The sequence below is a fragment of the Ruegeria sp. HKCCA5463 genome (assembly GCF_013034175.1).
Classification (GTDB): Bacteria; Pseudomonadota; Alphaproteobacteria; order Rhodobacterales; family Rhodobacteraceae; genus Ruegeria.
The window spans coordinates 821,957-836,155 of record NZ_WQFL01000001.1 but is presented as its reverse complement, the minus strand read 5'-3'; the positions used below and the strand labels follow the sequence as shown (position 1 = coordinate 836,155).

Here is a 14,199-nt window from a genome sequence, read left to right as displayed (position 1 = left end):
AGGCTGACCTCTCATGGACCTGCGCAACATCGCAATCATCGCTCACGTGGACCACGGCAAGACGACCCTGGTGGATGAGCTGCTCAAACAATCCGGCGCGTTCCGGGAAAACCAGGCCGTGGCGGAACGCGCCATGGACAGCAACGATCTGGAGCGCGAGCGTGGCATCACCATTCTGGCCAAGGCAACTTCGGTCGAATGGAAAGACACACGCATCAACATCGTCGACACCCCCGGCCACGCCGATTTCGGTGGTGAGGTCGAGCGTATCCTCAGCATGGTCGATGGCGTTGTCCTGCTGGTTGACGCCGCCGAAGGCCCGATGCCGCAGACCAAATTCGTGACGTCGAAGGCGTTGGCGCTGGGCCTGCGCCCGATCGTGGTTCTGAACAAGGTCGACAAACCGGATGCGGAACCTGACCGCGCACTGGACGAATGCTTTGACCTGTTCGCAAACCTCGGTGCCGATGATGATCAGTTGGACTTCCCGGCCATGTATGCCTCAGGCCGTTCCGGCTGGGCGGATATGGAGCTGGACGGCCCGCGCAAGGACCTGAGCGCACTGTTTGATCTGATCGTCGATCACGTTCCTGCCCCGAAACAGATCGCGCATAAGGGCGAGCCGTTCCGGATGCTGGCCACCACTTTGGGCAGCGATCCATTCATCGGCCGCATTCTGACGGGTCGTGTGGAAAGCGGCACATTGAAAGCTGGCGACAGCCTGAAAGCCCTGAGCCGTGACGGATCGTTGATCGAAAACTTTCGCGCCTCAAAAATATTGGCATTCCGCGGGCTGGCTCAGCAACCTATCGATGTGGCCGAAGCCGGTGACATCGTCACCATCGCCGGCATGAGCAAAGCCACCGTGGCGGATTCTCTGGTTGCTCCGCAGGTCGAAGAAGCCCTGCCTGCACAGCCCATCGACCCGCCGACGATCACCGTAACTTTTGGTATCAATGATTCCCCGTTGGCCGGTCGTGACGGCAAGAAAGTTCAGTCGCGCGTCATCCGTGATCGCCTGATGAAAGAAGCCGAATCCAATGTCGCGATTCGCGTCACCGACACACCCGGCGGCGAGGCATTCGAGGTTGCGGGCCGCGGCGAATTGCAGATGGGTGTTCTGATCGAGAACATGCGCCGTGAAGGGTTCGAACTCAGCATCTCGCGCCCGCAGGTTCTGTTCCGCGAGGAAAACGGCCAGCGGCTGGAACCGATCGAGGAAGTCACCATTGACGTTGACGATGAATACTCGGGCGCCGTGATCGAAAAGATCACCGGAGCCCGCAAAGGTGAGTTGGTCGAGATGCGCCCGGCAGGTGCAGGCAAGACCCGCATCATTGCCCATGTACCGTCCCGTGGCCTGATTGGCTATCACGGCGAATTCCTGACTGACACCCGCGGCACAGGCGTTCTGAACCGCGTGTTCCATGGCTGGGCGCCGCACAAAGGCCCGATCCCGGGCCGCCGGGCGGGTGTTCTGATCTCGATGGAGAATGGCCAAGCCGTGGCCTATGCCCTGTGGAACCTGGAGGAGCGTGGCCGGATGTTTGTCGGTCCTCAAACGGATGTCTATCAAGGCATGGTGATTGGCGAGCATTCTCGTGACAATGATCTGGAAGTGAACCCGCTGAAAGGCAAGAAGCTGACAAACGTACGCGCCAGTGGCTCGGACGATGCGGTTCGTCTAACGCCGCATATTCAGTTCTCGTTGGAAGAGGCAATTGCCTATATTGACGACGATGAACTGGTCGAAGTCACCCCGAATGCGGTGCGCTTGCGCAAGCGTTATCTTGACCCGCACGAGCGCAAGCGGATGGCCAAGTCGGCCTGAATTACCCGGCGGACCGCTGCCGCAATCGGAAACAATTGCCCAAGTGTGGCAATTTTGCGTCCAAACGGACAAAAGATAAAAAACGGACAACCGGGCACTACGCCCGGTTTTCAATTGAAAAGATTAATATTTCTTCTTTAGGTGGCATTAATTCTCCATCACTCCCCCAATCCACATATTGTGATTGAGACCCGTTTAAGGTGAAAATGTGCCAGTTGTGTGACGTCGTTCATAAACACACTCGCTTCGGTGGTTCATATGAACACGTAGTAAAGTATCGAGTTTCGAGGAGTTCCACATGAGTATCCGGTCCCGCAATATCCCGCTGTATTTTGTTGCTACGACGTTTTTGTTTTCGCCCGCGGGCGAAGCTTTCGCAGCCGGAACATGTACCGTTCAAACAGCCAGACAATCCGCAGCATCCGCACAGGTGTTATGTGAGTGCGACGCTGTGACATCGGGTATGATCCGATACATTCAACGCCGGCACGATTTCGATCAAATTCTGGCGCGTGTCGGAGCTGAATGTACACCACTTGCAGACTTGCTTTCTGATTTTCCCACGGCCTCGATCGGCGCAAGTGATCAGCGATCCGGAGATGGTCCGTCCGATGAGACAGTCGACAGCAGCCCGGATTTCGGAGGAGGCGGCGGTTCAAGCGGTGGATCTGGCGGCATAAGCGGTGAAAACGGCGGCACCGGCGGCGGTGGCACTGGCCGAGGGGGCGAAGGCAGCGGCTCTGGCGGCGGCGGCGAAAACGAAGGTGGCGGCGAAAACGAAGGCGGCGGCGAAAACGAAGGCGGCGGTGAAAACGAAGGCGGCGGTGAAAACGAAGGCGGCGGCGAAAACGAAGGCGGCGGCGAAAACGAAGGCGGCGGCGAAAACGAAGGCGGCGGCGAAAACGAAGGCGGCGGCGAAAACGAAGGCGGCGGCGAAAACGAAGGCGGCGGCGAAAACGAAGGCGGCGGCGAAAACGAAGGCGGCGGTGAAAACGAAGGTGGCGGCGAAAACGAAGGTGGCGGCGAAAACGAAGGTGGCGGCGAAACGTTCTAATTGGGAAGCAATATTACCGGTGCAAGACACGATTGCACCGGTATTCAGTTTGTCAAAAAGACTTTCAGGTTTCCTCAGCTATGGCCGTACACACCAACCCAACGTCCGGGCCGGTTCGGGTCTTGCATACGAAGAAACAGATACCGCGTCGCTGTCCAGGGTTTGATACGGTTTGTGAGGTTGTCCAAAACCAAATCACCGTTTGAAGAGCGGTACACCAGCACCGCATGAGGCACCCGACGCGTGTCCAGAACCGTAGCGATTAACAGTTTACTTGGATCGACGCCGGCATGGATCAAATCCCTTTTCTTCAACAGCGCGAAGTCTTCGCAATCGCCACCCCTGGCTGTCGGAAGCGCCCAACGCTCAGTCATCTTGTACTGAGATTGATCAGTGACTTCTCGCGTCGATCTGTTCACGCGCCGATTTACCTGTTCGACAACCTTCAGTTCTTGCTGGCTGGACATGGATACGGATCGTTTTCCTGCGCAGGCCCATTTGTACTGAGCACACAGGTCGATGGCTCCTGACGGAGGCGGCGAGGACGCGACACTTGGGATAAACCCGTTCCCGGACGCATGTGCGACAGGGGCCATGGCGATGGTGCAAACGGCCAAACAACTGATGCTGAAAGCCCGCACTGAAACCGGCAGAAGTCTTGCACCAAACCGCTTGGCCAGATTTGTGAAGTGTTTCATGCCTGTACCCCAATCCGATGTTCTTCGTACGATTGCACGTCAAACAGGGTCGCATTCCGATTCGTGAAACTATCCGCGAACAACCCTGCCCAGGCAATCACCAAAAAAGTTGAAGGGGAAAAAGGGCGGAAATTCGTCCGTCAATCTGACCATTTTGCGCAAGAATTTAGGTGACGCAGCCACAATTCGGGCGCCGATCGCGCAAATCCGCGACAGCGTGGCCTGACAAGTGATTGAAATAATGAAAAAATAAACCCAGCCCCCTGTTGACGGGCTGAGTTCCCTTGGCCGTGTGGTGGTATAAGCCAATGATTGCCTATTGGCTGCCCGTTTACTTCGCAAACCGCGCTACACTTCGTGAACGCAGACGTTCACTCCGTGATTTCAACCACAACCAATTCACGTTCACTAGCGTCGCGCGCATGACTCAATGCTTCTTGATACTCAACCGAGTTGTAGCATTCCACAGCCGCTTCAAGCGACGGGAAACGGGCAACAACGTTGCGTGGCCGTTCCTTGCCTTCCAACTGAACGTAACGCGACGCACGGGCGATGAAAGTGCCCCCGTGCTTGGCAATGGCCGGCCCGGCCAATTCGGCATATTTTCCATACGCCTCAGCATCGGTCACCGTCACATGTGCAATCCAAAGTGCAGCCAACTTACCCTCCCAAAACCTGTTCTGCGGCCTTGATCGCCGAATCCGCGTTCGACGCATCCCGACCACCGCCCTGGGCCATGTCCGGGCGACCGCCGCCGCCCTTGCCGCCCAATTCCACCACGGCGGCCTTGACCAGATCGACCGCCGAAACGGTTCCTGTCAGGTCTTCGGTGACGCCAGCCGCAACCGCGGCCTTGCCGCCGGTATCCGCGATGAGCAACACCGCCCCCGACCCAAGACGCGCCTTGTGTTCGTCGATCAATGCCGGAAGATCCTTGCCGGACACCCCGCTGAGGGCCTGCGCTATGAACTTCACGCCGTTCACATCACGCGCTTCGGCACCACCGCCCTGCCCGTTCCCGCCGGCCATCGCCAGATCTCGACGCAGTTGCGCCACTTCGTTCTGCAATGACTTGCGTTCCTCCAGCAGGCTTTTCACGCGGGCCACCACATCATCCGGCTGCGCCTTCAGTTCCGACGCCACCTGCGCAAGACGATGATCCTGTGCCGAAAGGTAACGGAACGCCTCATCTCCGGTCAGTGCCTCGATGCGGCGCACGCCGGCACTGCTTGCGCTGTCGCCCAGGATAACAAAGGTGCCGATGTCACCCGTCTGGCGCACGTGGGTGCCGCCGCACAGTTCGATCGACCAGGTTTCGCCATCATGGCCCTTGCCCGTAGGTGCCTTGCCCATCGAAACAACACGCACCTCGTCACCGTATTTCTCGCCGAACAGTGCCTGCGCGCCCAGTTTGCGCGCGTCATCCGGTGTCATGACCCGTGTCTCGACAGCCGAGTTCTGGCGGACGAAATCGTTCACCTCACGTTCGATCTTCTGGATTTCCTCCAGGCTCAGCGCTTTGGAATGGCTGAAGTCGAACCGCAGACGATCCGCCGCATTCAGCGAGCCGCGTTGCGCCACATGGTCGCCCAGCGTTTCCCGCAGCGCTTCATGCAGCAAGTGCGTGGCCGAATGGTTGGCCCGGATTGCCGTGCGGCGCGCATGATCGACTTCCAGTTCGACAGAATCGCCTTTTGACACGGCACCGCTGAAGACCGTCACCTTATGTGCATAGACCTTCCCATCGGCGAATTTTCTGGTGTCCTCCACCCGGCTGAGGTGATCGCGATCTTCAAGACGCCGCAACTCGCCGGTGTCGCCCACCTGGCCACCAGCTTCGCCATAAAACGGCGTCTGGTTCACCACGACCCAGCCGCTGTTGCCCGCTTCGATCTTGTCAACCAAGGCACCGTCGACAACCAGTGCCATAACCTGAGCTTCGGCTTTCTCGGTGTCATAGCCAAGGAAGTCGGTCGCCCCGGCGCTGTCCAGAACATCGAACCATACCGCCTGATCCGCGGCTTCACCGGACCCGGCCCAGGCAGCCCGCGCTTTGGCCTTTTGTTCGGCCATCGCCGTTTCAAAGCCTTCGGTGTCAACTGTCCGGCCTTTTTCACGCAGAGCATCCTGTGTCAGGTCCAGTGGGAAACCGTAGGTGTCATACAGTTTGAATGCCGCTTCACCGGACAAAGGCGCCCCCTCGGAAAGGCCGGACACCTCATCGTCCAGCAGCCTCAACCCCCGGTCCAGCGTCTGCTTGAAACGCGTTTCTTCAAGCAACAAGGTCTCTTCGATCAATGGCTGTGCCTGGGTCAACTCGGCATAGTGACCGCCCATCTGTTGGACCAATGCCGGGACAAGCCGGTGCATGACCGGATCCTTGGCACCCAACAGATGCGCATGACGCATGGCACGACGCATGATGCGGCGAAGAACATAGCCGCGGCCGTCATTGCTGGGCATCACGCCATCAGCAATCAGGAACGAAGTCGAACGCAGGTGGTCCGCGATCACGCGGTGGTGCACGTTCTGATCCCCGTAAGGATCCACGCCAGTTGCATCGGCCGATGCCTCGATCAGTGCCTTGAACAGATCGGTGTCATAATTGTCATGGCTGCCCTGCAACAATGCACCGATCCGCTCGAGCCCCATGCCCGTATCAATCGACTGCATGTCGAGCTCGACCATCGAGCCGTCTTCGAACTGCTCGTTTTGCATGAAGACGACGTTCCAGATTTCAATGAACCGATCGCCGTCCTCTTCGGCAGAGCCCGGAGGACCACCCCAGATGTGGTCTCCGTGGTCGTAGAAGATCTCGGTACACGGGCCGCAGGGGCCGGTCGGGCCCATCTGCCAGAAATTGTCGCTGGTGGCGATGCGGATGATCCGGTCTTCGGGTACACCGACCTTTTTCCAGATTTCAAACGCCTCGTCATCGGTATGATAGACCGTTGTCAGCAGGCGGTTCTTGTCGATCCCAAATTCCCTGGTGATCAGCTCCCACGCGAATGGGATCGCTTCGTGTTTGAAGTAATCACCAAACGAGAAGTTCCCCAACATCTCGAAGAATGTATGGTGGCGCGCCGTGTAACCCACATTGTCGAGATCGTTGTGCTTGCCGCCGGCACGCACGCATTTCTGCGCCGTGGTGGCGCGCTTGTAGTCACGTGTTTCCAATCCGGTGAACAGGTTCTTGAACTGCACCATGCCCGAATTGACGAACATCAGCGTCGGGTCGTTGCGCGGCACCAGCGGGCTGGACGCCACGACCTCATGCCCCTGTTTTTCAAAGTAGTTCAGAAAGGTCGATCGGATGTCGTTCAGGGTTGGCATAGGGCTCTCTCGGCGCACAAAAAAATTGGTCCCCGCAGGTTTATCCCCCTGTCAAACGAGTGTCCACAGCAGAGGCGCGTCCGAACGAAACAAGGCGGTCCGGGGACCGCCTTGTTCATGGTGTTTTCAACACAACATGTCGGGTCGGGAACGTACCGCACCCCGTCAGCGATCGTCAGGCTTCAAGGATGTCATCATCCTCGGCTGCGCCCGGAGGCATGTCGAAATCCAGCCCGTGAGCCGCCCGAATCTTGTCTTCGATCTCAAAGGCAATGCGGCTGTTGTCGCGCAGATATTGTTTGGCATTCTCACGCCCCTGCCCGATCCGTTCGTCGCCATAGCTGAACCATGACCCTGACTTTTCGACCACACCGGCTTTGACACCCAGATCCAGCAGTTCGCCCATCTTGCTGATGCCTTCGCCGTACATGATGTCGAATTCCACCTGCTTGAAGGGGGGTGCAACCTTGTTCTTGACGACCTTGACGCGCGTCTGGTTGCCAACAACTTCGTCCCGGTCCTTGATCGCGCCGATGCGCCGGATATCCAGACGGACCGAGCTGTAGAATTTCAGTGCATTTCCGCCGGTGGTGGTTTCGGGGCTGCCGAACATCACGCCGATTTTCATCCTGATCTGGTTGATGAAGATCACCATGCAGTTCGAGCGGCTGATCGAGCCCGTCAGTTTCCGCATCGCCTGGCTCATCAGTCGGGCCTGAACGCCGACATTGCTATCACCCATGTCGCCTTCCAGTTCGGATTTCGGCGTCAGCGCCGCAACCGAATCGACCACGACCATGTTGACCGCGCCCGAGCGCACCAGCGTATCGGTGATCTCCAGCGCCTGCTCACCGGTATCGGGCTGCGAGATCAGAAGCTCATCCAGATCAACGCCCAGCTTTCGCGCATATTGCGGGTCCAGCGCGTGCTCGGCGTCAACAAAGGCGCAGACGCCGCCGCGTTTCTGCTGTTCTGCAATGCAATGCAGCGTCAGCGTCGTCTTCCCCGAGCTTTCGGGGCCGTAAATCTCAACAATGCGCCCCATGGGCAGACCGCCGATTCCCAACGCAATATCCAGCCCGAGCGAGCCTGTCGAACTTGCGTCGATGTCCTGTTTGGCGCCTTCGCCAAGCTTCATGATGGAGCCTTTGCCGAACTGCCGTTCGATCTGGGCCAGCGCGCTGTCGAGCGCCTTTTGCTTGTCTGCGTTTTTCTTGTCGCTCATTGTCAGAAGATCCGCCATTGTCCTGTCGCCTTCCCTTTTGTCACACCCTTGATCGGGCGGCAATCGCTGCTTTGTTCGCCTCTTGTTCCTTATGGGACCAAAAGAAGAACATTTCAATAAAAACTTACGGGATTTAGTCTTCAGCAATTGTATTAAGAAGTCCTTTACGACAATCTGCGCGCATAGCCGGATGACAATTGGAGCAATTAAATGCTTGTTTTCTATGAGGAACGCCTTGCCTTCCTTGCCGTTCCGAAAACCGGCAGCACGGCTTATCACACGGCGTTGCGGGATAGCGCTGATATCGTTGTCACTCATCCGCCCGAGCTCAAACATGCTCCGGTGCGCAGGTATGATCGGTTTTTCCAGAACGTTTTTCGGAAGATGTACGATACCGAGATGGAGATCCTGGCAGTTGTTCGCGAACCCGTTGACTGGCTGGGCAGCTGGTATCGATTTCGCAGCCGCGCCGATCTGGTCGGCCACGTCCATTCGACCCGAGACATGAGTTTCGATGCGTTTGTGCAAGCCTATATGACAAACCCGCGCCCGGATTTTGCCGATGTTGGCAGCCAAAGCCAGTTTTTCCGTACCCGCAGCAATGGTCGCGGCGCCACGCATATTTTCAAATACGAAAACCAGGACAAAATTCTCGACTTCCTGCAAGCGCGACTGAATATGCAGATCGACCTGCCGCAAGAGAATGTATCACCACCGGGTGATCTGACGCTGACGCCCGACACACGGCAGAAATTTCGCAAAAGACACGCAGAGGAATTCGCGCTCCACGATGCAGCCTTGTAGGGTACTCAGTTCAGCTGTTGGAAAACCGCCTCGGTCAACTGGGTGAGGGAAAACGGCTTGGGCAGGAAGGTTGAATTGGCGATCTCCGGTTCTGAATCGCCAAAGGCACCTTCCGTGTAACCCGATACGAAGACCACGCGGGCATCCGGGCGTGTTTCCCGAGCTTTGCGCACCCACGTCGGCCCATCCATGCCGGGCATGACCACATCCGTTACGAATACGTCCACGTTCAAAGACGGATCCTCCAGAAGCCGCAGGGCTTCCTCGGCCGAATCCGCTTCCAGCACGGTATAGCCCTTGAGCCGCAGGGCCCGGGTTGCAAAGGCGCGCACCGGCGCTTCGTCTTCAACCAAAAGCACGACGCCCTCTCCTTGCCGGGCGCTTTGAGCTTCGGGCTGGGCTGGAGTGTCCTGTTCAGCCACTGCCACCGTGGCGCAAACCGGTAGAAAGACGGTGAATTCGGTGCCTCGACCCACCGTACTGTCGACAAAGATGAAACCGCCCGTCTGCTTGACGATACCATACGCTGTTGAAAGCCCAAGCCCTGTCCCCTCGCCCGTACGCTTTGTCGTATAGAACGGCTCGAAAACCTTTTGCAGTTTGTCGGCAGGAATTCCCACACCGCTGTCCATGACCCTGACCGTAACGTATTCGCCGGGCTGGACGGTCGCCCTGTCCCTGCTGAGCGGTTGCGACAGGTTCAACACCTCGGTCTCGATACGGATCTCGCCCCCGTCAGGCATGGCATCGCGCGCGTTGACGACAAGGTTCATCAACACCTGTTCCAACTGCCGTTTGTCCGCCCGAACCGGCTTTAACACCGGATCATGGCTGAGGGTCAGCAGAACTTTCTCGCCCACAAGGCGGTTCAACAAGTGAATGAGATCCGAGATCGTGTCGCGCAAATCCAAGACTTCGGGCCTGAGAGTCTGTTTGCGCGAGAATGCCAGAAGCTGGCTGACCAGCGCAGCGGCCCGGTTGGCGTTCTGATTGATCTGAACCAGATCCCCATAATCCGGGTCATTCTGATCGTGACGCAACAACAGCAGATCGCAGTGCCCGGAAATGGCCGTCAGCAGGTTGTTGAAATCATGTGCGACCCCGCCGGCCAATTGACCCACAGCTTGCATTTTCTGCCCTTGGACGAATTGAGCCTCCAAAGTCTTCAACTCGGTCGCATCATTCAGAACCGCGATCAGACAGATCTTACCATCGACAACGACACGGCTCAGCGTGACCTGTACGAAGACTTCCTTGTCTTTTCGGGTCAACTGAAGAAACTCGGATCGTTGCGCGTCTTCTTGCGCGGCCGTCCGCGCCAGCCAATCCAGAATGGGGTGCCCCATACCCCGCATGATGTCGGCTATGTTCGTGCCTTCCAGGTTTTCATTTCCCAGCAGCTTATTCGCCAGCCTGTTGGCATTCAGAATGGCCCCCGCCGGAGACAGGGTGAGAACCGGAACCGGAAGATCTGCAAAAGACGTGCTGGCCCCGGGCGCCTGAGTTTCAATGAGCGGCACCAACCCAAGGCTTCGTTCCTTGCTGGATCGGGAAAGTTCCGTCACAGCGACCGAAATCATTCCGTCCTGTGACTTGATGATGTTTGAGGCTCCGATCCGGGGGTCAGCATCACCGAAGATGTCGCGAACCCGACCGGGACGCGGCCCAAGCAACTTTTTCGCCGCCGGAATCGGGCGCACCACGTCATCCGCGCATCCGATGGTCAGAACCGGCAGGTTGAAAGACTGCCAGCTTTCCTGTTCTGACTGTTGAAACCGCCAGCAAAAAATGTCGGGAGCCAATAGAAACACGGTTACACTGCTTGTGTTTCCCCCGATCACGCAGTCTTCGCGGGCCCGACCGAATGATCGGGCCTGAGATTGCAACCTCAACAAAATCACCTGAGGGGTCGAGAACGTCGAACTGAGGCAGTTTTCAAGGCTGGCTCCTTTCGCCGCACCGAACTGTTCCCGCGCTGATGCGTTGGACGCCAGAACGTCGCCATAGGTGTTTGCGATCAGGAAAGGTGACTCTTCCTGTTCTGCAAACGCGGCCATGACGGCAGTGGCTTGTTGCGCATGTCTGGCGTGGACCTGGCCCTTGATCACGACGCATAGTGCAACGATCAAAAGTGAAGTTCCCGCGACCATCATGCCCATGGTCCAATTCGGTGGCAGCAACCCGACCATGGGGGCAATGCTGATCAACAATGCCACCGCCACCAACGACCATAGACGAGATGCGGAAGGCGTGTGGACAAGAGATGGGTCGCTGAAAAATTCTGCTGTGTCAGACATAAACGGCTCGGGCGCAAAGGTATCGGCTATAACGGCCAAAATTGGTTAATTCCCGCTTAACGGCGTTCGGAAAGCAGCGATCTACCCAAGGTTGTTATTTGCCAAAAACTCAGCGCGTCAAGTGCGACGTAAAGAACCCGTCAGATTCGTGTGTAACGTGCCACGTTTTCCGGAAGGTTTCCCGCCACTGGGAAAACTGATCCAGAAAATCGTCTATGATCTTGCCGTTTTCATCGTTCAGAACCGAACAGGTTGCGTAAGCCAGCAGGCCGCCCGGATGCACCAAAGGCGCAATGTCCGATAGAATACCGGCCTGAATGGCGGTGAGGTCCCGCAAGCGATCCTCGGTCAAGGCCCATTTCCCGGCCGGCGCCCTTCGCCACGATCCGCTGCCAGAGCACGGCGCATCAACCAAAACCACATCAAACGGATCAACACCTGTAAGGTCATCGGAGTTGAGGATGGTTATCTTTGCACCTGCTCGTTCCGCCCGGGTCGGAATATCCTTCATGCGACCGGCATTCACATCATGTGCAAACACGTCGACGCCCTCGTGCGCAGCAAGCGCCAGCGCCTTGCCGCCACCACCCGCGCAATAATCCAGAACACGCATCCCCGGCCGCAGATCCAGCGCGGCCACGACCGCCTGGCTTGCAGCGTCCTGAAGCTCGACCAGACCCCGGGCATAGGCCTGGCTTTGGGCAATGCGCCGGGCCCCCTCTGTCACCTCGAGCGCGGTTTGGCATACCTGAACCGGATGGGCGATCACGCCCTCGGACTTCAAGGCATCGATGGCCCCGCCAAGATCGGTTATTCGCAAGTTGACCCGCAGTTGAACGGGCGCCCGGTTCTGCAATGACATCACGCAAGGAACCAAGGCATCCTTCAGAGAGTCAACGAACCGAGGCCACAGCCACTCCGGAATGTCATATCTTTCGGCCTCGGACGCGAAATCTCGCGCCGTTTCCGTTTCCTCAACCGGCATCGGAGCGTGACGGTCGCCGGTGAACAGGTCGGCCAGATCCCAGCCTGACGCACGGGTCGCACCGATCATCAAACCGCGCCCGGTGTCGGACCCTCCCAACGCAGCGTACGAGCGCTTACGTCGTAGCGCGTCGAATACGTGATCGCGAATGGCCGCGCGATCCTTGGATCCAGCAAAGCGACTGCGCCGCGCCCAGCCGGTGAGTGCTTTTTCGACCGGCGCGCCAGCCAGAATATCATCCAGAATTTCGATCGAGGCCTGAACACGGGCGGCGGGTGTCATGGTGGAATACCTCGGAGGAAATGGGCCCGGCTGGCCGATCCAATTGGTAAAATGGCACCCGCTCGCGAGTGCCTTGTGTCTTGCTGGATGGCTTACATGACCCGGTAGTTCGGGCTTTCGCGGGTGATCTGAACATCGTGCACGTGGCTCTCCTTCAGACCGGCGCCGGTAATTTTCACGAAATTGCAGTTCTTGCGCATCTCTTCGATGGTGGCGCAGCCGGTATACCCCATCGCCGCACGCAAGCCGCCAACCAACTGGTGGATTACGGCACTGGCCGAGCCTTTGTAGGGCACCTGCCCTTCGATGCCTTCGGGCACCAGTTTGTCATTGGCTGCATCTTTCTGGAAATAGCGGTCGGCTGATCCGCGCGCCATTGCACCCAGGCTGCCCATCCCGCGATAGGATTTGAACGAACGGCCCTGATACAGGATCACCTCGCCCGGGCTTTCGTCGGTGCCCGCAATCATCGACCCGACCATGGCACAGGATGCCCCGGCGGCAATCGCCTTTGCAAAGTCACCCGAGAACTTGATACCGCCATCCGCGATGACCGGAACGTCGCCCGCTGCTGCCGCACAATCGCTGATCGCGGTCAACTGAGGAACACCAACCCCCGCCACCATCCGTGTGGTACAGATCGACCCCGGGCCAATACCCACCTTGATCGCGTCGGCACCAGCATCGATCAGCGCTTTGGTCGCCTCGCCGGTTGCAACGTTGCCGGCAATGATTTGAACCTCGTTCGACAGGGTCTTGACCCGCCTCACAGCGTCCAGCACGCCCTGAGAATGACCATGCGCCGTATCGACGACGATGATGTCGACACCCGAATCCACCAATTGCTCGGACCGTTCGAATCCGGCATCCCCGACCGACGTCGCCGCAGCGACCCGCAGGCGACCCAGGCGGTCCTTGCAAGCGGTTGGGTTCAAAACGGCCTGTTCCGTATCCTTCAGCGTCAGAAGACCGGTCAGCTTGCCTTCACCATCCACGACCAGCAGCTTTTCGATACGGCGCGCCCGCATCAGGCTTTTGGCTTCTTCCAGATCGGCCGGTTCCTGTAGCATCGCCAGGTTTTCCGAAGTCATCATCGCGTGTACCGGCGTATCGTCCGAGTTCGCAAAGCGCATGTCGCGGTTGGTCAGGATACCCACCACGCGGCCCTGCTCGTCGACGACCGGAAAACCGGTGAAGTTGTAGCGCTGTACCAGCGCATTGGCGTCGGCCAATGTCTGATCCACCCGCAATGTCACCGGGTTATAGACAATACCGGATTCAAACCGCTTGACCCGGCGGACTTCGCGGGCCTGTTCTTCCACCGAAAGGTTCTTGTGAACCACACCGATGCCGCCCGCCTGAGCCATGGCAATGGCCATGCGCGCCTCGGTCACGGTGTCCATGGCCGAACTCAGCAATGGGATATTCATGGTGATTTCGCGCGTCACACGCGTGGTCGTATCCGCCGTTGCCGGCAGCACGGAAGATGCGCCCGGAACCAGGAGAACGTCGTCAAAGGTAAGTGCCTCACGAATCTGCATCTGAATACCCCATGCAAAAGCCCGTTTGGCGGTGACCCTATTACATGGATTGAACCAAAGGAAAAGCCCTTGGGGGCAACTCTTTGGCTCTGGTTGTCGATGCAGTGGAAGAAAACGACGCTCGTTGTGCAGATCGTGCCGCTGATGGC

The 14,199-nt window shown here is 58.1% G+C and carries 10 protein-coding genes; 3 read left to right on the top strand and 7 right to left on the bottom strand.

The window, feature by feature from the left end; all coding sequences use genetic code 11:
• Positions 1-13: 13 nt before the first annotated feature.
• The gene (gene typA, locus GOW09_RS04130; protein WP_152458021.1) at positions 14-1,831 is read left to right on the top strand and encodes a translational GTPase TypA; all 1,818 of its coding nucleotides are present in this window, start codon (positions 14-16) and stop codon (positions 1,829-1,831) included.
• Positions 1,832-2,129: 298 nt separating this feature from the next.
• Positions 2,130-2,885, top strand: a complete 756-nt coding sequence (locus tag GOW09_RS22280; RefSeq protein ID WP_217360253.1) for a hypothetical protein — start codon at positions 2,130-2,132, stop codon at positions 2,883-2,885.
• Between the two features lie 74 nt (positions 2,886-2,959).
• Here the strand turns inward: GOW09_RS22280 and GOW09_RS04120 are convergent, their stop codons facing one another.
• From GOW09_RS04120 to recA, 4 genes are all read right to left on the bottom strand, one after another.
• Complete coding sequence (locus GOW09_RS04120) at positions 2,960-3,583, bottom strand: transglutaminase-like cysteine peptidase (RefSeq protein WP_253283441.1); 624 nt, start codon at positions 3,581-3,583, stop codon at positions 2,960-2,962.
• Positions 3,584-3,954: 371 nt separating this feature from the next.
• Positions 3,955-4,242 (bottom strand): DUF1330 domain-containing protein, encoded by a 288-nt coding sequence (locus GOW09_RS04115; RefSeq protein WP_171115863.1) that lies wholly within the window; start codon positions 4,240-4,242, stop codon positions 3,955-3,957.
• Between the two features lies 1 nt (position 4,243).
• Positions 4,244-6,916, bottom strand: a complete 2,673-nt coding sequence (gene alaS, locus GOW09_RS04110) for an alanine--tRNA ligase (RefSeq protein WP_171115861.1) — start codon at positions 6,914-6,916, stop codon at positions 4,244-4,246.
• Between the two features lie 175 nt (positions 6,917-7,091).
• Positions 7,092-8,159 carry a recombinase RecA gene (gene recA, locus GOW09_RS04105; protein ID WP_152458025.1) on the bottom strand — a complete coding sequence of 356 codons (1,068 nt, stop codon included), beginning with the start codon at positions 8,157-8,159 and terminating at the stop codon, positions 7,092-7,094.
• Between the two features lie 192 nt (positions 8,160-8,351).
• Between recA and GOW09_RS04100 the strand changes: the two genes are divergently transcribed.
• The gene (locus GOW09_RS04100) at positions 8,352-8,945 is read left to right on the top strand and encodes a sulfotransferase family 2 domain-containing protein (protein WP_171115859.1); all 594 of its coding nucleotides are present in this window, start codon (positions 8,352-8,354) and stop codon (positions 8,943-8,945) included.
• A 5-nt stretch (positions 8,946-8,950) separates the two neighbouring features.
• Here GOW09_RS04100 and GOW09_RS04095 read toward each other — a convergent pair whose 3' ends face one another.
• The 3 genes from GOW09_RS04095 to guaB all read right to left on the bottom strand — a co-directional run bounded on the left by GOW09_RS04095 (position 8,951) and on the right by guaB (position 14,050).
• Positions 8,951-11,242: an ATP-binding protein gene (locus GOW09_RS04095; protein WP_171115856.1), complete on the bottom strand. Its 2,292-nt coding sequence runs from the start codon at positions 11,240-11,242 to the stop codon at positions 8,951-8,953.
• Positions 11,243-11,351: 109 nt separating this feature from the next.
• Positions 11,352-12,509: an RsmB/NOP family class I SAM-dependent RNA methyltransferase gene (locus GOW09_RS04090; RefSeq protein WP_171115855.1), complete on the bottom strand. Its 1,158-nt coding sequence runs from the start codon at positions 12,507-12,509 to the stop codon at positions 11,352-11,354.
• 92 nt (positions 12,510-12,601) lie between these two features.
• Positions 12,602-14,050 (bottom strand): IMP dehydrogenase, encoded by a 1,449-nt coding sequence (gene guaB / locus GOW09_RS04085; RefSeq protein WP_170344221.1) that lies wholly within the window; start codon positions 14,048-14,050, stop codon positions 12,602-12,604.
• Positions 14,051-14,199: the final 149 nt, after the last annotated feature.

What these genes read in the sequence shown, in the direction of transcription:
- typA (WP_152458021.1), top strand. Translation starts at nt 14, where the DNA reads ATGGACCTGCGCAACATCGCAATCATCGCTCACGTGGACCACGGCAAG.
- GOW09_RS22280 (WP_217360253.1), top strand. Translation starts at nt 2,130, where the DNA reads ATGAGTATCCGGTCCCGCAATATCCCGCTGTATTTTGTTGCTACGACG.
- GOW09_RS04120 (WP_253283441.1), bottom strand. Translation starts at nt 3,583, where the DNA reads ATGAAACACTTCACAAATCTGGCCAAGCGGTTTGGTGCAAGACTTCTG.
- alaS (WP_171115861.1), bottom strand. Translation starts at nt 6,916, where the DNA reads ATGCCAACCCTGAACGACATCCGATCGACCTTTCTGAACTACTTTGAA.
- recA (WP_152458025.1), bottom strand. Translation starts at nt 8,159, where the DNA reads ATGGCGGATCTTCTGACAATGAGCGACAAGAAAAACGCAGACAAGCAA.
- GOW09_RS04100 (WP_171115859.1), top strand. Translation starts at nt 8,352, where the DNA reads ATGCTTGTTTTCTATGAGGAACGCCTTGCCTTCCTTGCCGTTCCGAAA.
- GOW09_RS04095 (WP_171115856.1), bottom strand. Translation starts at nt 11,242, where the DNA reads ATGTCTGACACAGCAGAATTTTTCAGCGACCCATCTCTTGTCCACACG.
- GOW09_RS04090 (WP_171115855.1), bottom strand. Translation starts at nt 12,509, where the DNA reads ATGACACCCGCCGCCCGTGTTCAGGCCTCGATCGAAATTCTGGATGAT.
- guaB (WP_170344221.1), bottom strand. Translation starts at nt 14,050, where the DNA reads ATGCAGATTCGTGAGGCACTTACCTTTGACGACGTTCTCCTGGTTCCG.